The 19,390-nt window shown below is 42.8% G+C and carries 19 protein-coding genes and 1 riboswitch; of the genes, 15 read left to right on the forward strand and 4 right to left on the reverse strand.

Features of this window, described 5'->3' with window-relative positions; genetic code table 11:
- Positions 1-6 precede the first annotated feature (6 nt).
- The 4 genes from MKX59_RS25425 to MKX59_RS25440 all read left to right on the forward strand — a co-directional run bounded on the left by MKX59_RS25425 (position 7) and on the right by MKX59_RS25440 (position 6,070).
- Positions 7-423 carry a MerR family transcriptional regulator gene (locus MKX59_RS25425; protein WP_023987117.1) on the forward strand — a complete coding sequence of 139 codons (417 nt, stop codon included), beginning with the start codon at positions 7-9 and terminating at the stop codon, positions 421-423.
- Positions 424-812: 389 nt separating this feature from the next.
- Positions 813-1,754: a hypothetical protein gene (locus tag MKX59_RS25430; RefSeq protein ID WP_023987118.1), complete on the forward strand. Its 942-nt coding sequence runs from the start codon at positions 813-815 to the stop codon at positions 1,752-1,754.
- Between the two features lie 299 nt (positions 1,755-2,053).
- Positions 2,054-2,776 carry a hypothetical protein gene (locus MKX59_RS25435; RefSeq protein ID WP_028542030.1) on the forward strand — a complete coding sequence of 241 codons (723 nt, stop codon included), beginning with the start codon at positions 2,054-2,056 and terminating at the stop codon, positions 2,774-2,776.
- A gap of 381 nt (positions 2,777-3,157) precedes the next feature.
- Positions 3,158-6,070 carry an S-layer homology domain-containing protein gene (locus tag MKX59_RS25440; protein WP_340859336.1) on the forward strand — a complete coding sequence of 971 codons (2,913 nt, stop codon included), beginning with the start codon at positions 3,158-3,160 and terminating at the stop codon, positions 6,068-6,070.
- A 107-nt stretch (positions 6,071-6,177) separates the two neighbouring features.
- Here the strand turns inward: MKX59_RS25440 and MKX59_RS25445 are convergent, their stop codons facing one another.
- Positions 6,178-6,852 carry an NAD(P)H-dependent oxidoreductase gene (locus tag MKX59_RS25445; RefSeq protein ID WP_023987121.1) on the reverse strand — a complete coding sequence of 225 codons (675 nt, stop codon included), beginning with the start codon at positions 6,850-6,852 and terminating at the stop codon, positions 6,178-6,180.
- A gap of 143 nt (positions 6,853-6,995) precedes the next feature.
- Between MKX59_RS25445 and MKX59_RS25450 the strand changes: the two genes are divergently transcribed.
- Complete coding sequence (locus MKX59_RS25450) at positions 6,996-7,388, forward strand: winged helix-turn-helix transcriptional regulator (RefSeq protein ID WP_023987122.1); 393 nt, start codon at positions 6,996-6,998, stop codon at positions 7,386-7,388.
- Positions 7,389-7,579: 191 nt separating this feature from the next.
- The gene (locus MKX59_RS25455; protein WP_264454151.1) at positions 7,580-8,572 is read left to right on the forward strand and encodes an ABC transporter substrate-binding protein; all 993 of its coding nucleotides are present in this window, start codon (positions 7,580-7,582) and stop codon (positions 8,570-8,572) included.
- 120 nt (positions 8,573-8,692) lie between these two features.
- On the opposite strand, the gene MKX59_RS25460 is transcribed toward MKX59_RS25455, so the two are convergent.
- From MKX59_RS25460 to MKX59_RS25470, 3 genes are all read right to left on the reverse strand, one after another.
- Positions 8,693-10,195: a stalk domain-containing protein gene (locus tag MKX59_RS25460; protein WP_028542033.1), complete on the reverse strand. Its 1,503-nt coding sequence runs from the start codon at positions 10,193-10,195 to the stop codon at positions 8,693-8,695.
- A gap of 227 nt (positions 10,196-10,422) precedes the next feature.
- A complete protein-coding gene (locus tag MKX59_RS25465; protein WP_023987124.1) occupies positions 10,423-11,058 on the reverse strand; it encodes a cyclodeaminase/cyclohydrolase family protein in 636 nt (211 codons plus the stop codon).
- Positions 11,055-11,921, reverse strand: a complete 867-nt coding sequence (locus MKX59_RS25470; protein WP_023987125.1) for a bifunctional 5,10-methylenetetrahydrofolate dehydrogenase/5,10-methenyltetrahydrofolate cyclohydrolase — start codon at positions 11,919-11,921, stop codon at positions 11,055-11,057. Before MKX59_RS25470 ends, MKX59_RS25465 begins: the two co-directional genes overlap by 4 nt.
- A 110-nt stretch (positions 11,922-12,031) precedes the next feature.
- Positions 12,032-12,116, reverse strand: a riboswitch (ZMP/ZTP riboswitch).
- A gap of 213 nt (positions 12,117-12,329) precedes the next feature.
- Here MKX59_RS25470 and MKX59_RS25475 point away from each other — a divergent pair.
- From MKX59_RS25475 to MKX59_RS25515, 9 genes are all read left to right on the forward strand, one after another.
- Positions 12,330-13,391 carry a fatty acid desaturase gene (locus MKX59_RS25475; RefSeq protein WP_023987126.1) on the forward strand — a complete coding sequence of 354 codons (1,062 nt, stop codon included), beginning with the start codon at positions 12,330-12,332 and terminating at the stop codon, positions 13,389-13,391.
- Between the two features lie 284 nt (positions 13,392-13,675).
- A complete protein-coding gene (locus MKX59_RS25480; RefSeq protein ID WP_068938576.1) occupies positions 13,676-14,221 on the forward strand; it encodes a PadR family transcriptional regulator in 546 nt (181 codons plus the stop codon).
- Positions 14,199-14,696, forward strand: coding sequence for a hypothetical protein (locus MKX59_RS25485; RefSeq protein ID WP_340859341.1), 498 nt, complete (start codon positions 14,199-14,201; stop codon positions 14,694-14,696). The genes MKX59_RS25480 and MKX59_RS25485 overlap by 23 nt, the downstream gene beginning before the upstream one ends.
- 3 nt (positions 14,697-14,699) lie before the next feature.
- Positions 14,700-14,822, forward strand: a complete 123-nt coding sequence (locus tag MKX59_RS25490) for a hypothetical protein (protein ID WP_264454148.1) — start codon at positions 14,700-14,702, stop codon at positions 14,820-14,822.
- A gap of 120 nt (positions 14,823-14,942) precedes the next feature.
- Positions 14,943-16,076 carry a sensor histidine kinase gene (locus MKX59_RS25495; protein ID WP_069081302.1) on the forward strand — a complete coding sequence of 378 codons (1,134 nt, stop codon included), beginning with the start codon at positions 14,943-14,945 and terminating at the stop codon, positions 16,074-16,076.
- Entirely contained in the window at positions 16,073-16,672 is a 600-nt protein-coding gene (locus MKX59_RS25500) for a response regulator transcription factor (protein WP_013308918.1), read from the forward strand. The genes MKX59_RS25495 and MKX59_RS25500 overlap by 4 nt, the downstream gene beginning before the upstream one ends.
- 146 nt (positions 16,673-16,818) lie before the next feature.
- The gene (locus tag MKX59_RS25505; RefSeq protein WP_023987130.1) at positions 16,819-17,439 is read left to right on the forward strand and encodes a deoxynucleoside kinase; all 621 of its coding nucleotides are present in this window, start codon (positions 16,819-16,821) and stop codon (positions 17,437-17,439) included.
- Positions 17,439-18,080 (forward strand): deoxynucleoside kinase, encoded by a 642-nt coding sequence (locus MKX59_RS25510; RefSeq protein ID WP_013308920.1) that lies wholly within the window; start codon positions 17,439-17,441, stop codon positions 18,078-18,080. Before MKX59_RS25505 ends, MKX59_RS25510 begins: the two co-directional genes overlap by 1 nt.
- A 197-nt stretch (positions 18,081-18,277) precedes the next feature.
- Positions 18,278-19,279: a Gfo/Idh/MocA family protein gene (locus MKX59_RS25515; RefSeq protein ID WP_075153781.1), complete on the forward strand. Its 1,002-nt coding sequence runs from the start codon at positions 18,278-18,280 to the stop codon at positions 19,277-19,279.
- Positions 19,280-19,390 lie beyond the last annotated feature (111 nt).

Genomic DNA, 19,390 nt, shown 5'->3' on the forward strand with positions numbered 1-19,390 from the left:
TACATGATGAAGACATATTCTATCAGCGAAGTTGCAAAAGAATTGAATCTTACAGCATACGCTTTGCGGTACTACGACAAGGAGGGACTTATGCCTTTTGTAGAACGGACATCTAGCGGAACAAGATTATTTAAAGAATCCGATATCGACGCTTTAAAAATAATTGAATGTCTAAAATCCACCGGGATGCCGATCAAAGAAATTAAAAATTTCATTGATTGGTGTTCTGGTGGGGATTCCACACTACAACAAAGATATGACATGTTTATGGAACGAAAAGCTACTGTAGAAGCACAAATGGAAGAACTTAAAAAAACAATGGAAGTTATTGAACATAAATGCTCATATTACAAAACTGCATTGGAAGCCGGAACGGAAAATATTCATAAAAATAATAAAATAGGGAGTCTCATTACTAACTAATAGAAAAGCACCTGTAATTCATCTATTTCTATATGAATTACAGGTGCTTTCGTTTGTAATATTCGATTTACACAACCTACTGATTTAAAACAGCACGATCGGCTTTTGAAAACTAGGAACCAACTATAATGTAACTTGAACAGGCAGGAGTAGTACCGAGGATCAAGTATTCCGAAAGTCAACGGGCAATTTGCCCATTATATAGGTTGAGAGCCACGACTTTAGTTCAGAAAACAACGAATTACTATAGAATCATCGAAGATAATCAGGAGTATGGTCCAGTATTCCCTCATTTTTATTTTTGATAAGATTAATTCCATATTATTGAAGGCTACAATCAGACCGCAAAGGTATAAAGAATGATACATAAGGAAATGAGGAAGGTACTAATGAAGGCAAAAGCGTATATTATTTTGTTGACTGCTGTAATAAGTTTAGCTGCTTTGCTGACTGCATGCGGTGACTCCAAGAAGCAAATTGAAGGTGAATCTACGACTGGAGCAGCAACGGCAACGACTACGACTACACAGAATGCCAAGGTGGACAATGCGGAACAGGCTGGTGTGGATGGTGTTGTGAGCAATACTACAGACCAAGCTACAAAAGGTAATGGGAAGACGTATTCCGACGTGGCTAAAGAAGCAACGAAGCCCGATCGGCCAGCAGGACAAATAGGGTTAAATACGACGCAGGAGCAGCTTCTTACCTTTGCAGATCGTTATGGGCTGGTACGAGTACAGGATCATCCGATTCGGCGGGTTTCCGATCCAACCGGGAAACAGGTAAACATTGCAAATTACAGTGATTCTGTCGTGAATTTATATACAGAAGAACCCATCCACCTGAATACAGATGAATTTATTCATGAAGCTTATAATTTTTTTACAGAGGGAGTTGCTCCAGGTGAGTCCTACAAGAAGTGGGAGGAAACCTCTAATACAGAAAGAGGACTCGTCAAAATGCTTTATTTGTCACGCGAGGGACTTCATATTTTAGAAGAAGCGATGAGGACGCATGATTATTCTAGTCCATCGGTCCAAAATACGCTGGGATTTTTTAAGGTTGCCTCGAAATTTGAGTCTATGATGCCTGTTGCCCAGACACCTACAGACATCAGCTTGTATGATATGTACGATCAACGTGTTAAGCCCGAGTGGAAGAAACTAAGTGACATTAAAAACCCTGCCGCGAATGAAAAAGCCTTCGCTGCGGCCTATCAAAAAGCAAGGGATGAGACCAATAATCTTATGGGGCTATTAAACATTATGGTGTCTACAGAAATGGAAAAACGTCTCAAAGCAGCAACCGATCAGCAGAATACAGGGAAATAGCTTATTCAATGCATGTTTTAACTTGATACCAATACGTATAAATTTCCGAAAATCCTAGCTTGGAATAAAGCCGTTATAGACCCCAGTATTCTCTCTCCATAATGCCTTTATTATGTTCTGCTACCCATCCATCATAAAGTAAAGTGGACAGGGGCTGCCAGTTGTTCAAGGAAATTTTGTAGCTCATAGGTGACAAAAATCATCCACACTTTTTTCTAATATTTAACTGTTAATAGAACTATTGAAAAGCTATAATGCTAATAATGATTTGAGTGTACTTTGAGAAAGAGGTTGAGGGTATGGTGTTGAAAAAATGGCCATTATTATTGATGATAGGTATTCTCATGGTGGCATCTGTGAGCTGGAACAGTGGAGTATCTTATGCAGCTACAGAATATACTTGGGATAAGTACAAGGGCACTGAGGTCAAGACATATAGATTGACTGCGGTACCTGGAAGAGTCGAATATATGGATCAGGAAAGGTTTTTTGCAGCTTTAAGTCAAACCCCAAATGTGTATGGAGATTTCAGTGGCTATAAAACAGGGAAAACAACTGGAGTTGTAACCGAGAGTATAACGGATGATGTGTACAAATTTACAGTTACTGATTTTCTTCGCGATCAGGAGCCTGAGGTTGTAGAGTATATCAATCCCAGAGGCGGAATTCCTCATAGATGGAATGGAACTAGTGATATTCAAATTTTTATGAGAGGATCAGAAGCGGCTTCTTTGTCTGAGCTGTTTTATGAGGGGACACCCAGTGAAGGACGCTTTCAATTTAATGCTAACGATATATATTTAGTTACATTCTGGTCCAGTACCGTAAGACTTATCAGTGGGATGTCTGCTGAGGCGCTAATAGAGGAAGGTCCTCACACGTTTAAGAATCGGGAGCTTGTAGGTCAAGTAACCAGCGAAGATCCTGCAGCTTATCCGCAAGACGGGATTTCAGAAGGTTATTATTATGTTTTTAAGGGTGCTGGCAACAAAGAATCAACAGCTGATGGAGATAGCCAATAAAAACAAAAGAAGAGATAACATTGTGTATGGTGCTTTATACATGATGTTATCTTTTTTATTGTGATGCTCGCATTAGAAAATTTAGTAATGAAAAAATGCTGGAAATTTAATTCCCAATGAAAACCATTTTAAAAGATCGGGATATATGCCTTTAAAATAATGACAATTTTACGGATGGAACCGTAATCTATAACTACTTTTTTTGCTGTCTTTATTCAATCCTAGGGATATTATTCCGATAATTCAAGTATATACAGTTTGGTGTTAATTGAAATGAAATCCGTTTGAAAACAAAAGAGATAATTTTCAGAGTTGAAACAGAAGTGCAGGTGGAAGTGACCTGATGCTATATCGTAAAGGAGGTGCAAGGATCCAAATAATATGAAATGTGAAAAAAAGTTAAAACAAATTAGGCAGTACATCGCTGCTTTACTGGCTGTTTGGTTGTTCTGTATACATACTGTGCCTGTTTTTGCAGACAGGGTCTTTAACGATATCGAACATTCCTACGCAGCTGATGCAATTGAAGCCATGGCTGCTCAAGGGTATGTTACGGGTTATCAGGATGGTAGTTTTCGACCTGTGCATTTTATTTCGAGGCAGGAATGGGCGAGCATTTTCGTTAAAACCTTAAAACGAACTTCGGTTAACAAAAGCGTTGCTTCTTTTAGTGATGTGTCACCGTGGGCTCTACCCTATGTGCAGACCTTGCAAGCAGAGAACATTACCAAAGGAATTAGTGATCAGTTATTCGGTGCAAAGCATAATATGACCCGTCAGGATATGGCGGTGTGGTATGCCAGGTATTTCGGCGTTTCTGAAGATACCCGCGCTTCCGATAGATCTAGTTTTGTGGATCAGGCTGATATATCAGACTATGCACAAACGAGCGTATGGCTGATGGAACGGTTGGAGCTGATCGAGGGGGATACGAATCATTATTTCCATCCCAAAGAGTCTGTGAGACGGCAGGATGCTACACTGGTAGCATATCGGATATGGCTAGGCGGTGACGGTCTGAGAGAACGTGCTAAGCGTTTGCTGGAATCATTAGGAAATGGAACTGCAATGACGAATCAGCCAGCCAGTCCAACGGAATCGAGGAAGATCGTGGTCGACCTGGCGCCGGAAATCAGTCACCAGCGTGCGAATCCGGAGATCGAAGAGCCTAAAAGCCATAGTCCAAGACCCGATCCACCGGTATCTCCGGTAACACCAACAGAGCCGAAGCCGGAACCGCCAATTATACGACCAGAACCTAGTCCCAAACCACCGGTGATACCACCAGTGACACCGCCAGTGATACCACCAATCATACCGCCAGTGACTCCGTCAGAACCACCGGATCATTCGTCGGATTTCGTGGTGGATGAGGTAGTAATCAAGGCGCCCGAGTTGGTCAATCAACCGGAAACGTATCCTTCGTATCAGCTGTCCTTTGATCTCTACAATAAAGGGCACTTGGTAAGCATTCCCGCTGTTAGCGTCACAAGTGTCACCTACACATTTAGTGATACATTAGGTGTATTTGATGAACATGGGAAAATTGCGCATTCCGAAAATATACCTGCTGCTGATGGTTATATTCCTGTAGAGATGGAAGTCACCATTGCTAAACCTTATCGGGTACTTAAAGCACAGACCAAGCTGATCGTGAAAGGGAAGACTCCTCCGGTAGAGGACCCGAGTGTAATCAGGTCCGTATACTTGGCGACGTACACCATTTCACAGGCCACTACTCTAGACCCTACAGCCTGGAGCATGCCCTATGTATTTCAAAATGCAAAGGGAGAGGTCATACCGTCCGGTCTATTGCCGTCAGACTTGAAGCTTCGTATAGAGGATTCCAGAGGGATATTTGACGAGGATGGACATATTGCCAACCTGCATCTGATTCCTGCATTGAACTCTGTCATTCCATTCAAGATTGAGGTTGAATCACCCTCTCAGGGAATTCACTTCATATCCGATGCCGAGTTAACTGTAGTACCAGGAGCACGCAAAAAGCAATATTTTGCTATCTCCATGATGCTACAGGGAAAAGATGCGGGCAGTACGACCACGGTAGAGCAAATTGAGCAGTCGCGTCAATTGCTGATGGATCACTTTGGTACCAACTTAAAAGTGACGTGGGCCATGGAAAATAGATTTATTTTTGTGGAATCAAATCGTCCGCAGCTTAAAAAGGTTTTGGAATACGTGGATCAGTATGGCGATGAAGTCGGGATTTTGGATGGGTATCCGAATAATCTGTTTGATCTTCCTGAATGGGAAGCACAGATGAACGAGTGGTTGTATATGTATCGTTATAATGCCCTCAATGAGCTGCACCAATCTGGTTCGTTGGGATCACCTTCGGTGTTTGAAAGTATGGATACAGACCAATATCGGAAGTATCTGCCTAAATCATTGACCGGCTTTACGGTGAATCCTGAGCAGGCCCAATGGCTTAAGGATCATTTTAAGATTACCTCAGCGATGGGGTGGTCGGCTACACAGTATAATGTGAACAACATGTATGGTGAGGGTTCACCTTTGATGCCTTACTGGTCCCATAAGGATAATCCGATTGTTCCGGCACAGGGGCTTACAAATAATAGCGGTATCGTATTTATGAACTCGATTTCGATTGATCCCATCGGGTCGCGTTATACCAAAGATTCTTCACGCTGGACTCTCCATCCAGGTGATCCATATGTGACGGAAACGGATGCGGCACCACAACTGTATATAGCACAGCAATATTTAGATAACCCGTATCAACGTTTGAATACAGTAAATTACATGTCCATTATTTTGGATGTCAACTGGCTTGCCAAAAACCATAACATGTCTCAAATATGGGAAAACTTTGTGAAGCACTTCCCTGTTGACCGTGAGGTTGAGATTGTGGGCGTGGACGGGCTGAAACAGATTTATGAATCGATAGCTGGATTGAGTAATGATCATACGGAGTTTTCACTCATGTTTAGAGGCTCAGGTTTTAAGGCAGTTATGGACTCCAATAATTCACCAGCCAATCTGCGTTACTTGTGGACTGAAAACGCCTCACAGCGGATTATTTTATCCAAGGAGGATGGAGATGCGGCATGGTCCATTATTGACTTTACTGACTATACCCGAAATCCGGTTCCGAAGATGGCCTACAATCTGGGTAAGAACACAGATGTAAGCTATGTCACTGGAAGGAACTTTAAGCTGCATCCTACAGCTCCGTTAACAGCAGATGAAATTCAGCGCGTAAAGGATCGTTTAAAGGAAATCTATTTCGCGGAAGAAGTAACTTATAAGTAAGGGTTTGGAATGACAGAATTTTTAAGACTTGAGGTTTTATGAAAAGGGGGTGTCCCAACAGCCATGGAAATGGTTGCGGGACGCCCCTTTGTTTTAGAAAAAAGGTTTTACACCCATTCAATAACCTGATCTACAGATCGCCGAGTTTTGCCACGCGGTTCGTTGAGACGGTATCCAAATGCCACCATACAAGAAATACCGAAATGCTCGGCATCCATAATGCCTTCCTCGGAGAGGATGCGTTCGATTTCCTGTTTATTAAAACCTTCGATAGGGCAGGAATCAATGCCGATTTGAGCTGCGGCAGTCATCATGTTGCCAAGTGCGATGTAGGTTTGTCGGCAGCCCCACTCGAACAAGGCTCTTTTATTTTCCTCCAGCCCAAAATCTGACTTTAGAAAGGCATCATACACTTTCTCTCTGCCTTGAATCACTTCAGCTGGTAATTGCTGCACGTTCTCCATCATACTCTTGATATAATCGGATGAGGCTACCATATCTTCAGGAAGTCTAGAGAGGATGAGTACAAAATGGCTGGCTGTTGGCAGTTGTTTTTGGGCCCCCCAAGAGTAAGGCAGCAGCTTCTCACGCATAGCGTTACTCTGAACGACAACAAATTTCCAGGGTTCAAAGCCAAACGAACTCGGGGATAAACGGCCTGTTTCAAGAATAAAGTCGAAGTCAGAATCGCTAATTTTCTTATGGCTATCAAATTCCTTCGTTGCATGTCTGAACTCGTATGCAGATAAGATTTGATCTTTAGTAGTAGTTAAGGTTTCCATCGTTATTCCACTCCTTATGGATGTGATTAAAATTGACGCTTACCAAGTAACATGCTTAATATTAGAATATACATGATCGTTTTTGAAGTACGCACATTAATGTGCTGTAGTATATAAAATGATACCAAGGAGGAGAAAAGCCTATGCGCAATCGGAAAGGCGGCTTTGGGGAATGTACCGCTGGAAATGATCAGGCGTGTCCTGTTGAGTACACGCTGGACGTGATTGGGGGCAAATGGAAAGGGATTATTTTATATCATCTCATGTATGGGACTAAGCGATTTAGTGATTTTCGGCGGATCTGTCCGGGCATTACCCAGCGTATGCTGACACTCCAATTGCGCGAGCTGGAAGAGGACGGAGTCGTTCACCGTGAAGTCTACCAACAGGTTCCTCCCAAGGTCGAATACTCTCTAACTGAATTTGGAAAAACGCTGATCCCGATTATTAACCTGATGAAGGATTGGGGAGAAGAATATAAAACAAAACAGCGATCACCAGAAAGCAGCCTCCAGCAACCTAGCCCCAATGTGTAGGTTTTGAGACGGCTCCACAAAGAAGACCTGGCCATCATTTTGGCAGGTCTTTTCATTTTAAAGTGAAATGATGCAAAGTTCGTTTTTCAGTTGACAGTAAGGACGACGCTTGATATATTTCTTACGATATTGATAATCATTATCATGTGTATCGGGAAGATCATCTTTACAATATATAGGGGGCTAATCAGTTGAAAAGAAAATCGTATTTTATGATGACAGCTATGTTACTTGTATTGTCTGTATTCATCAGCGCTTGCGGCGGAAATAATAATGGAAGTAATCTGGCTTCATCTTCAGGAGATAAGCAAGAGTCGGCAACTACTGGAGAGACTAGAAGCTTTAAAACGGTTAAAGGGGATATTCAAATTCCTGCGAAGCCACAGCGCATTGTAACGGATTTTTACGGTGGAGAATTGCTGTCCGTGGGTGCTAACGTGGTGGGTGTGGAGCCGACTGCGTTTCAAAATCCTTTTCTGACCGATTTGCTGAAGGAAAAAGGAACCAAAGAGGTGGGTGATCCGACCAATTTGGAAAAGACGCTGGAACTCAAACCCGATCTGATCGTGGTTATGAAGGATACGAATTATGAGGCTTTGTCTAAAATCGCACCTACCCTATACATTCCGTACGGTACGACGACTAATATCTATGATACGGTCAAGCTGTTCGGAGATATCACCGGGGAAAAGGAGAAGGCTGAGCAATTTATTGCTGCATTTGATAAAAAGGCCGCTGAAGGTCGCGCACGTCTTAAAGGCGTGATTGACGAAAAGGCAACTTTCGGTCTGTATGAGCTGACGGACAAGCACGCACTTTGGATCTTTGGCGACAATGCGGGGCGGGGCGGACAAGCCGTGTACAATGCGCTTAAACTGAATATGCCAAAGAAAACAGCTAACTCCAAGGAACAAACGGTGCAGCTTTCGATGGAGGTATTGCCACAGTATGACGCAGATTATATGTTCCTGACTACGTATGACCCGGAGAAAAAGGGTGACGCGCTCAAGCAACTGAAATCGTCCGCTGTGTGGGGGAATCTTCCTGCGGTGAAGAACAATAGAGTGTTCTTTAACGATTTTGATACGTATTATCGCTATGATCCAATCGCTATTACCGGGCAAATTGATATGATCGTAGATATGCTGGTCGAAAGAGAAAAAGAGAATAAAGTTAAACAATAGGTGTGAGATTCTGCGTTGTGACGAATTGTCCAAAACAGATGGGAAGTCGCATAATACACGCAGTATATAGCATAAAAAACCAGTCCAACATGAATCATGTTTGGACTGGTTTTTTATTTACTATTTCGTCGTAATTTCAATAGTATCTTCTTTTTGTATCCAATCTACCTTGGCCCCCAGCGTTTCGCTGAGTAGCCTTAGTGGAAGATAACCAATTCCATTCACCATGAAGGGCGGATTGGTGAGTTTTACGGCTTTACCGTTCACTTTTGTTTGGCTGGTTTTGAAATTTACTTCTAGAGAGACAGGATGGTCTTCTGTCTTAGACTGATTCATATTCGCTATTTTGCTGTTGAAATCATAAGCGATCTCGGCCCCCAGTTTGTCAAAAACAGAACGAAGGGGAATAAAAGCCTGCCCGTTGCGGGTAATGGCACCATTACTCAGAGGGACAGGCGAACCATTGAGACGGACAAGAATCGGTTTTTGTACAGGAACTGGTGAACTATAAAGAAACTCATAGTCCCCTATACCGAGCTGCGCGTGTTTGTTGACACCCCAGCCCCATAGGGCGCCATCTGCTTTTTGCATGATTACGTGCCGTGGACCTGCTTTGATGCTTTGAATATTTTTAGCAAGTAATGTAAAGGGGGCATTGGATGATAACTTTTCACCATCTAGAGACGCAACATATACATTCCCAGCAGTGGTTAGGGCAAGTATGGAGCGTTCAACGAAAAAGGCGTCTTTAACATCCTTTACTCCTGTTAATAGTACAGGGGTATTTTCGTTGTGATAGGTTGTATTATCTGAGGAACCTGTAACTGTAGCACCCCAGAACCAAAGTCGACTTTGCTGATCAATCGCGAGATTGGAATACCTATCGGCCTTGATTGTCTTGATGCCCGATAAGGCTTGAATTTGCGATACGGATAGAGTTTCGGACGGAGTTACATTTTTATCAAATTCTTTGGGCCACGTCCACACGGTGCCATCTTTTTTTAAGGCTATGTTTTTAGCGATTGCCGTAATATCTTTTAATGATGAAATAGGTTCGAAGCCCTGCAAGGCTTTTGTATTTTTCCACACACTGCCGTCTTTCTTTAGAAATATCCAGCGTTCCTCATAATCCGGTCTTTGCTCATAGTAACTATCTATATTGGCAACCTCGTCGAGGCCAGATAGGGTTTGAAAAGGACTAGAGATGTTTCCATTGTCGAGTCGATCAGCGGAAGATATGCTGCCTTCGCTGCTCAGAGCGAGCACATGATCATTCAAACTACTTACAGCTGCGAGGTTCTGTAATCCTTCCAGAGGAACGAATTTCACGGATTCAGCAATATTATTTCTAGGCACATACCAAGCAGAGTGGTCTTGTAAGGAAAATACCAGATCGCCCTCGTTGATGATATTAGAAAATGTTTTTACAACGTCCGACTTACCCTCTACACGAGTCGGTACGGATTGATTATAGCCCCACAGCCACAAGCTTCCATCGGATTGAATCAGACTCCCAGAATCATAGGAACGAATATGGGATGTAGACTCCTTTTCGTTCGCCCACGCGTTAGAACTGAATAACAATAACGTGATTATACTGAGTAATAGAGTCCGTCTTTTCATACGATTTTCCTCATTTCTTGATCAATGTGTATAAGATAAAAAATGATACCTTCGAGAATATCCCCTTATCCATAGACGTATATAATATAGAAAAGTTTTCCAAAATGTATGAATTTCAATAAAATAACCTCCAAACCCACGATTAGAGATGGATTTGGAGGCTATTTCTTTTAACGAGTAAGCAGAAATATGTTGGTTAGAACAGGTTAAACACGGTTATGAGCAGACTAATTCGCTATTCGACTGCGCACCATCAACAAGGTTTGGTCTTTGATTTGTCCGATTTCGCGGATGAGTGCGGCTGTCTTGGTCTCATAGGAGTATTTGACATCCAAGTCTTTCAGCGAAGCAAGGTTAATGTCGACGGTAAGCAGGGCAGATTGAGCTGCTGCTTCGAACAGGATCGCGCCGATGCCAAGATCTGAAATCACATTTTTATTGGACATTTCCACAATGTTATAGGCTTGCGACAATCCGTCCCGGCATACTTCCAGCAGGCGCATGGGTACCTCAATGGCAGCGATCACCGCTGTCTGTAAGGAATGGGTACGATAGCGCTTTTCTTCATCTGTTTCCTTGGGCAAACGCAGCGCGGTCATGTACTGTTCAAAGGATTGGATGTCTGCGACCATTAGTTCCTCACAATGTGTAGACAATCTTTCCATGCTACTAATGACATCCGTGATTTGTTCATGGATGTGCGCATATTTTTCTCCTTGTGAAAGGTTGGCGGTCATGGAGGTCATAGCCGCGCCTAGTGCCGCAGCCAATGCGGATACACTTCCTCCGCCGGGGGTAGGCGCTGCACTTGCAGCCTCTTTCAGAAAATGTCCGATGGAATTGTTCCAAGACAGTTCACTCATGAATAGACCACCTCTCTGGAGTAGTGTTGCAGATGTATCGCTTTGAGCAGATTTTTGTACAAAATCGCAGTCGTTAAGGTGCCAACACCGCCGGGAACCGGAGAAATGGCATGTACCTTTTCACCCACGTTTGAAGCAGCGTCACCCACGATTTTTCCTTCCAGTGTCTCGTTAATTCCTGCATCCACGAGAATCAGACCGGGATGGACCATATCCTGCGTAATCACATCAGGGCATCCGACTGCGACGAAGGCAATGTCTGCATGGCTCAGATGCTCTGCAATATCACGCGTACCTGCATGACAGGCGGTAACGGTGGCATTTTCTCTTTGCAACATGTGGAAAAGGGGAAGTCCCACTGTCTGCCCGATGCCCACGAGCGTGACATTTTTGCCTGCCAAGGTGTGACCGTAATGCTTGAGCAGCTCGATACAGGCTTGAGGTGTTGCGGGATATAGTCCGGCGTCACCTGTTACGGTAGCCAGCTTGTTATCAGGTGTTATTCCATCAATATCCTTGTAGGGGGCGATGGATTGTTTAATAACGGAGGCAGAAAGATGTTGGGGAAGCGGCAGTTCCAGCATAATGCCATGTACATGGGATGCATCGTTCAGACTGCCGATCAGGTGCAGTAGCTCGGCTTCGCTAACATGACGGTCAAAAGTATGGAGATGAAATGAGATTCCCAGCTTCTCCGCTATTTTTTGCTTGGTCCGTGCATAGTATGCAGATGCCGGATCGCCTTCTACCAATAGGGTCGCCAGATGGGGACGGTGTCCTTGCTGCTTCATTTTTTCTACCTGTGAACGGATCGTTGCATATACTTGCTCAGCTGCTTCTTTGGATTTCATGATTATAGCCATAGTCCGTGCCTCCTCTGAATTTATCGCATGATTTATCAACAGGGTGTCATGGTCTTAAAACGAAAAAAAGTATTTGCACAAGGTCGTCAAGACAGACGAATCCTCTGCAAATACTTCTCCCAGGCGAACGGTACGCTTTTTTTGTATGCTCCCTCGTGGTTCATTCCACTGACTTCGCCAGTCACATACAGCGTTATTATGTCTTATATTTTAACAAATAATCATCAGAAAAGAAACCCGCGAACATTTGGAAAACGGGTTGTGTTACTTGTCTATATGACAAATGTCATATACCCGAGCTGACGTTTATGACTACAGCGCCTAGAGGCTTTACCTTATACTGAGATTAGATCAACATGTACGCCTAACAGGATCAAGGTATAGGCGTCATTTTAAAGGAGGATCATAATGAGTATGACACAACTCCCATTAGCCCAATTGAAAAAAAATATGGCTCCCTACGAGAAAATAAACACAAAATCCAGCGTTCTGCAACTCATCAATACCTTGGGTCCACTGATCCTATTGTGGTATGCTGCTTATCTTAGTCTGTCGGTTTCGTACTGGCTGACACTTCCAATTGCCATTGTTGCATCGGGGTTTGTGGTACGGACATTTATTATTTTTCATGATTGTGGTCATCAATCCTTCTTCAAAAGCCGCAAGCTGAACGACATTGTGGGAACGATTACAGGTATTATTACGCTCTGCCCTTATCACCAATGGAAAAATAGTCACGCAATCCACCATGCAACCAGCAGTAATCTGGATAAAAGAGGCACAGGTGACATGTGGGTGCTTACGGTAGAAGAGTACACAGAGGCTTCCACATGGACACGGCTGGCCTATCGCATATATCGAAATCCTTGGGTTATGTTTGGACTAGGTCCGATCTATACTTTTTTGATTTCCTATCGCTTTAATATCAAGACAGCCAAACGCAAGGAAAAAATGAACACCTATGTGACGAATATATCCATCGTTGCCTTGTATGCACTGTTGTCATGGGCTATTGGATGGCAGGCCTTCCTTCTCGTACAGGCACCTATCTTTTTTGTATCTGGTATGTTGGGAATCTGGCTGTTCTATGTACAACACCAATTTGAGGATTCGTATTTTGAGCACGATGAAGAGTGGAGCTACATTAATGCGGCCGTAGAAGGCAGTTCTTACTACAAGCTTCCTAAAGTATTGCAATGGATTACGGGCAATATCGGATTTCATCACGTTCATCACTTGAGCCCAAAAGTGCCAAATTATAATTTGGAAAAAGCACATGAAGCGACACCGTTACTTCAAAAGGCGACCACGATCACAGTAAGTAGCAGTCTGCAATCTTTGAAGTTTCGACTTTGGGATGAAAATACGAAAACCTTTTTGACCTTTAAACAAGTGAGGCCGCTCCTCAGCAAACGTGTTGCAGTTACGAAACCCATCCCTACACCTGTTGTAAGCACAGAAAGAAAATAACTTTGTACAAAACTTTTCTGAAGAGATGTTGAAAAATTGCAGTTTACTTTGAGAAATCTAAAGGGATAACATCCTTTTAGATTTTTTTGTTTATATTGAAAATGCAGTACTTTCATTCTTTGTTTTAGCAAGCGCTATTGACAAATCGATTGTCAACCTTTACATTCTATATATCGAAACGATATATATCGATTATATATAAAATAGCTACATGTAAACAGAGATAAGTTCCCTTTGATTTCAGAAGGATAATTCACTATGCCAGGAAAGAAGGAATAGATTTTATGTTGATTTATGTAATACTTGGGTTCCTCTGCGAAAAGGATATGACAGGATATGAAATCAAGCAGAAGATGACGATAAGCACTTCCAACTTTATTGATGCCAGCTTCGGAAGCATATATCCTATGCTGAAAAAAATGGAAAAGGGGGAGCTTATCAAGTATGAAGAAGTGGTAGAGGAAGGCAGATTCAAAAAATCATATGGTATTACGGAAAAAGGGAAGAGTGAATTTATAGAATGGTTAAAAACACCATGTACTTTTTCCCCTTTTAATTATGAGTATTTGAGTAAGCTTTTCTTCTATAAATATCTTGACGACATTGAGGTTGTTCGTTTGATTGCCAGCTTTCAAACTACTGTCGCCTGTGAATATAACAAGCTTGCCTTGATAGAAGAGAAGCACGTTCATGAGATGGGTGTATATGAGCACGCGACGTTGATGTTTGGCAAAGAATATTTTCAAATGATTATGAATTGGCACGATGAACTCACAAGAAAAATTACAGGAAAGAAGGATAATGAAGATGAGAATGACAAAGAAATTTAAATTGCAGATTGCAGCTAAAAATGTGGATTTGTACAAATGGGTAACTGAGATGACTCCAGCTGAATATGAATCATTTTCAAAAGCTCACAAGGCAATGGGCAGTTATTTTGAAGATGGTGAATTCTATATGGTTAATGTGGAAAATATGGGGAATGAGATGATTGTTCAGCACTATCAATTAAAAGAGCACACAAAGGATCATTTGCGTTTCTACTCTGACAAGACAGAAGCATATATATGGCGATGGATACCCGCCATCGTTGGAGTTCCATGGGAAATGAAGGTCACGCCTGTTGATAACAACTCTTGCGAATTTAGTTGTACGATTGGAGCGGACTTTCCATCTCGGCTACTGGCTTTTGCAGCATGGGTAAATGGTTTTGGTGGATTCTTTATGAGAAAGCATTTAGCCGATGAGGGCGGAAAATTTGCTAAAGATATAGAAAAGAAATTTAATAACGTCAGGTATGTATAATTCATGAACGAGCTGATCAGAAATATAGACCAGTCCCATTTCAAAGCACGACCTGGTGCAGTGGGTGGAGTGTACAGCGAATGGCTTAAGCTTGAGATCAGTTCCCGCAAAATGGACGGCTTCTAATCAAAGTGTTCATTTGCGGTTCACAGGAAAGGCTTCACCTTTGGTGCTTTCGAGCAGACGAGACCAGTGGTATGATAAGATAAGGGATATAAGTCATGTGAAGTAGAAGAGGGTGGCAGAATGCAAAAGTGGTATCAGATTTTCCAAAGAAATACAGGGCTTAGTCCTTATGTGTGGGTCGTCTTTTATATCCTGCCCTTTTACTACTTTAGCTCTTCATCTACAAGTCATATTATTCTGGGTACTGCTATTATTTTGGTATTCTTTGCATGTTATGTACTGGCTTTTGTCTCGAAAGGCTGGCTCATATACTTTTGGACTAGTGTACAGATTGCCATATCGATTACCATGACACTGCTGTTTAGCTATATGTATTTTTCCATATTTATCGCCTATCTGATCGGTAATATTAAAAGTAAGGCTGCATTTACGACGCTGTATATTATTTTAATGGTTATTACGATTGGATTGATCAATTACGGTTTTGTATCTCAGAATCCCGTTTTTATTAAACAGATTCCTTTTATCCTGCTCAATCTGATCGGTGTGATTCTCCTTCCGATTACGAATTTTAATCGCAACAAAAGCGATCGGCTCCAAGTCCAATTGGAGGATGCCAATAAGAAAATATCGGAATTGATTAAGCTGGAGGAACGGCAAAGAATTGCGCGTGACCTGCACGATACCTTAGGTCAGAAGCTGTCACTCATTGGACTGAAGAGCGATTTGGCGGGCAAACTGATGGATCAGTACCCGGAGCGGGCTCATGCTGAAATTAACGATGTTCGTCTCACGGCGAGAAGTGCGTTAAAAGAGGTGCGGGAAATGGTTACTCAAATGCGCGGTATGCGGCTAGAGGATGAACTGCTACGTATTCGGCAGATTTTAAAGGCTGCTCACATTGAATTGACTCTAGAGGGCGACCCGAAGCTGGAGCATACATCATTAATGAATGAAAATGTACTTAGTATGTGTATGAAGGAAGCAGTGACAAATGTGGTTAAGCACAGTGGAGCCACCGCTTGCTCCATCACCATTGAGCCGTCTCGTAAGGAATTAACCCTTCGGATTCAGGATAATGGAGTCGGTGCTACGGGGGAAAATGGGGCCTTTCGGGGAAATGGCCTGAAAGGAATGAAGGAAAGGCTCGAATTCGTGAACGGATGTATGGAGCTGCGTTCAGATCAGGGAACGACCTTGGTCATTAAAGTGCCCAATATCACTGAAAAGCCGAATGAGGAGGTGGGGCCATGATTCGAATTGTTATCGCGGAGGACCAGCGTATGCTGCTGGGTGCTCTAGCCTCCCTGCTAGACTTGGAAGAGGACATGAAAGTAGTCGGAAAAGCAAGCAACGGGGAAGAAGCTATAGAACTGGTGAAGCTGCACCAGCCGGATATATGCATTATGGACATCGAAATGCCGATTAAGAGCGGATTGGATGCGGCTGAGGAACTCAAAGCCTTGAACTGCAAGGTACTGATTTTAACTACGTTTGCTCGCCCCGGGTATTTTGAACGAGCGATCAAGGCGGGGACACACGGTTATCTGCTCAAGGACAGTCCCAGTGAAGAGCTGGCTTCCTCCATTCGAAGTATTATGGCAGGTCGACGTATTTACGCTCCAGAACTGGTCGATGATGCTTATGCCGAAGTCAACCCGCTAACAGAGCGTGAAAAGACCGTTTTGGCGCTTATTGCTGACGGAAAGAATACAAAAGAGATTGCTGGTGAACTGTATTTAACGACAGGGACGGTGCGCAATTATATTTCAGTCATTCTCGATAAGCTGGGTGTCAGTAACCGGATCGAGGCGATTACACGTTTTAATGAAAAAGGTTGGTTTAAGTGAGAAACAGGGACGCTATGAAGCAAAATGTAGCGCTCTGTTTTTTTTGTTTTATCCATAGATTTGGTATGCCTTTAGCGTACTACCTTGTGATACAATAGGATAGTTGTCCACAGGATGGACTGGAGTACAAGGAGGAGCAGAACTGCATGAAACAAGCCCCATTTATAGCCGTTGAAGGGCCAATCGGAGCAGGTAAAACGACGTTGGCTTCGATGCTTTCAACCGAGCTACATTTGCCGATAATCAAAGAGATTGTCGAGGAGAACCCATTTCTCGATAAATTTTATCAAAATATAGATGAGTGGAGTTTTCAGCTGGAAATGTTCTTTCTCTGCAATCGGTATAAGCAGCTGGAGGATACTGGTCTGCAATATATCGAGAAAGCTCAGCCCGTTATTTCTGATTATCATATCTACAAGAATTTGATTTTTGCTGAACGTACGCTTAAGGGTGTGAAGCTCGAAAAATATCGTCAAATCTATCATTTGCTCACAGATGATATGCCTAAGCCGGACATTATCATTTATATTAAAGCAGATTTGGATACCTTACTGGGGAGAATTCGCAAGCGTGCACGCTCTTTTGAACAGGAGATGGACCCCGCCTATCTGGAGCAATTAATAATAGATTATGATAAAGGCATTCAGTTTCTCGCTGAACAGTCCCCTTCCCCTCGTATATTGACCGTGAACGGGAATGAAATTGATTTTGTAGAAAACCAGGCACAATTTAAACAAATTGTTTCCGATGTAAAGGAGCTTATATAGTGAATAATTACAACATTCCTGCGAATGCCCTGATTACGGTAGCGGGTACAGTGGGTGTAGGTAAATCCACGCTGACTGGTGCTTTGGCCGGACGCCTTGGTTTTAAAACCTCTTTGGAGCAGGTCGATCATAATCCCTATCTGGAGAAATTTTATCACGATTTCGAAAGATGGAGCTTTCATTTGCAAATTTATTTTCTCGCGGAACGCTTCAAGGAACAAAAGAATATTTTCTTGTCTGGTGGAGGTTTTGTGCAGGATCGTTCTATTTATGAGGACACAGGCATTTTTGCGAAAATGCATGCCGATCAGGGAACGATGAACCCTACCGATTATGAAACGTATACTAGCCTGTTTGAGGCGATGGTGATGACACCGTTTTTCCCGCACCCTGATGTGTTGATCTATTTGGAAGGCAGTTTGCCCTCCATACTGAGTCGGATTGAGGAGCGCGGTCGCGAGATGGAGATCCAGACCGAGCGTTCTTATTGGGAGCAAATGCATCGCAGATATTCCAATTGGATCAACGAATTTGATGCCTGCCCTGTACTGCGTCTGAACATTGATGAATATGATGTACACGACCCAGCTTCCATGGATGCCATTTTGGAAGAAGTAGGAAAAGTAATATCAAAAAAATAGAGATATAACCCCAAATAAATAACAGGGACTGTGGTACAATCAGTATAAATTATGCTGATAGACTACAGTCTTTTTTTGTCGAATGAACATGTTAAAGCATGAGATATGACTAACGGTATAGTGGACAAGTTTAGGCTGGAATGCGAGAATAGGTACATATGAATTGTAATGACTCACGGGAAGGATGGGATACTGTGATGCGTTTTGGTATTGTTGGAACCAACTGGATAACAGAGAGGTTTATTCAAGCTGCGATGGAGACGGACGAATTTTCCCTGACGGCGGTGTACTCACGCACAGAGGATAAGGGCAAAGCTTTTGCTGACAAATATAACAGCCAGCCGGAGGTTTTTACAGACCTGGCGCAAATGGCCGCAAGTGATCAGGTCGATGCCGTATATATTGCCAGCCCCAATTCCTTACATGCGGAGCAGGCGATCTTATGTATGAATCACGGAAAGCACGTGTTGTGTGAGAAACCTTTTGCGTCTAATACAGCAGAGGTGAAGAGCATGATCGAAGCCGCGCGCAACAACGATGTTCTGCTGATGGAGGCCGTTAAATCCACACTTATGCCTAACTTTAAAATAATAAAGGATCATATGTATAAAATAGGCCGGGTTCGGCGTTATTTTGCAAGCTACTGTCAATACTCCTCACGCTTTGATGCTTTTAAGCAAGGTAAGGTATTGAATGCGTTTAATCCAGCCTTTTCCAATGGTTCCTTGATGGACCTTGGAGTGTATTGTTTGTATCCTATGGTGACTTTGTTCGGCAAACCTGAGGAGGTTCGGGCGGTTGGTGTACTTTTATCCTCTGGTGTCGATGGCGAGGGCAGTATCGTGATGAAGTATCCTGATATGGATGCTACGGTCATGTATTCCAAAATTACAGATTCCTATCTGCCTGCTGAAATTCAGGGTGAGAATGGAACGATGGTGATCGACAAAATCAGTCAGCCCTATGAGGTGAAAATTCATTATCGGGACGGCACGATTGAAGATCTGACCAAAGCTCAGACGCGTGAGCCCATGTATTATGAAATTCAGGAATTTATTGATTTGATCAAGAGTGGTGAACGCAACAGTTCCATTAACTCCTTGGAGTGTTCACTTACAGTCGCTGAAGTGATGGAGGAGGCAAGACAACAATTCGGCCTTCGTTATGAAGCAGATTTGAAAAATACTTCTGCACATTAATCAGTGGAATGATCAAGATTACAATGCACAAAGGGCTGCCGATTTTGCAAACTTTGCAAATATACGGTTAGCCTTATTTGGCTTTGTAGCCCTAAAAGTGTAAGCAATTGT

It is taken from the genome of Paenibacillus sp. FSL R7-0340 (assembly GCF_038002205.1).
GTDB classification, from domain to species: Bacteria; Bacillota; Bacilli; order Paenibacillales; family Paenibacillaceae; genus Paenibacillus; species Paenibacillus polymyxa_B.

Excerpts from the sequence above, each read along its gene's own strand:
- MKX59_RS25430 (WP_023987118.1), top strand. The coding sequence starts at position 813 with ATGAAGGCAAAAGCGTATATTATTTTGTTGACTGCTGTAATAAGTTTA.
- MKX59_RS25440 (WP_340859336.1), top strand. The coding sequence starts at position 3,158 with ATGAAATGTGAAAAAAAGTTAAAACAAATTAGGCAGTACATCGCTGCT.
- MKX59_RS25485 (WP_340859341.1), top strand. The coding sequence starts at position 14,199 with ATGAGAATGACAAAGAAATTTAAATTGCAGATTGCAGCTAAAAATGTG.
- MKX59_RS25500 (WP_013308918.1), top strand. The coding sequence starts at position 16,073 with ATGATTCGAATTGTTATCGCGGAGGACCAGCGTATGCTGCTGGGTGCT.
- MKX59_RS25475 (WP_023987126.1), top strand. The coding sequence starts at position 12,330 with ATGAGTATGACACAACTCCCATTAGCCCAATTGAAAAAAAATATGGCT.
- MKX59_RS25470 (WP_023987125.1), bottom strand. The coding sequence starts at position 11,921 with ATGGCTATAATCATGAAATCCAAAGAAGCAGCTGAGCAAGTATATGCA.
- MKX59_RS25505 (WP_023987130.1), top strand. The coding sequence starts at position 16,819 with ATGAAACAAGCCCCATTTATAGCCGTTGAAGGGCCAATCGGAGCAGGT.
- MKX59_RS25435 (WP_028542030.1), top strand. The coding sequence starts at position 2,054 with ATGGTGTTGAAAAAATGGCCATTATTATTGATGATAGGTATTCTCATG.
- MKX59_RS25445 (WP_023987121.1), bottom strand. The coding sequence starts at position 6,852 with ATGGAAACCTTAACTACTACTAAAGATCAAATCTTATCTGCATACGAG.
- MKX59_RS25465 (WP_023987124.1), bottom strand. The coding sequence starts at position 11,058 with ATGAGTGAACTGTCTTGGAACAATTCCATCGGACATTTTCTGAAAGAG.
- MKX59_RS25515 (WP_075153781.1), top strand. The coding sequence starts at position 18,278 with ATGCGTTTTGGTATTGTTGGAACCAACTGGATAACAGAGAGGTTTATT.
- MKX59_RS25495 (WP_069081302.1), top strand. The coding sequence starts at position 14,943 with ATGCAAAAGTGGTATCAGATTTTCCAAAGAAATACAGGGCTTAGTCCT.
- MKX59_RS25460 (WP_028542033.1), bottom strand. The coding sequence starts at position 10,195 with ATGAAAAGACGGACTCTATTACTCAGTATAATCACGTTATTGTTATTC.
- MKX59_RS25425 (WP_023987117.1), top strand. The coding sequence starts at position 7 with ATGAAGACATATTCTATCAGCGAAGTTGCAAAAGAATTGAATCTTACA.
- MKX59_RS25480 (WP_068938576.1), top strand. The coding sequence starts at position 13,676 with ATGTTGATTTATGTAATACTTGGGTTCCTCTGCGAAAAGGATATGACA.
- MKX59_RS25490 (WP_264454148.1), top strand. The coding sequence starts at position 14,700 with ATGAACGAGCTGATCAGAAATATAGACCAGTCCCATTTCAAAGCACGA.
- MKX59_RS25450 (WP_023987122.1), top strand. The coding sequence starts at position 6,996 with ATGCGCAATCGGAAAGGCGGCTTTGGGGAATGTACCGCTGGAAATGAT.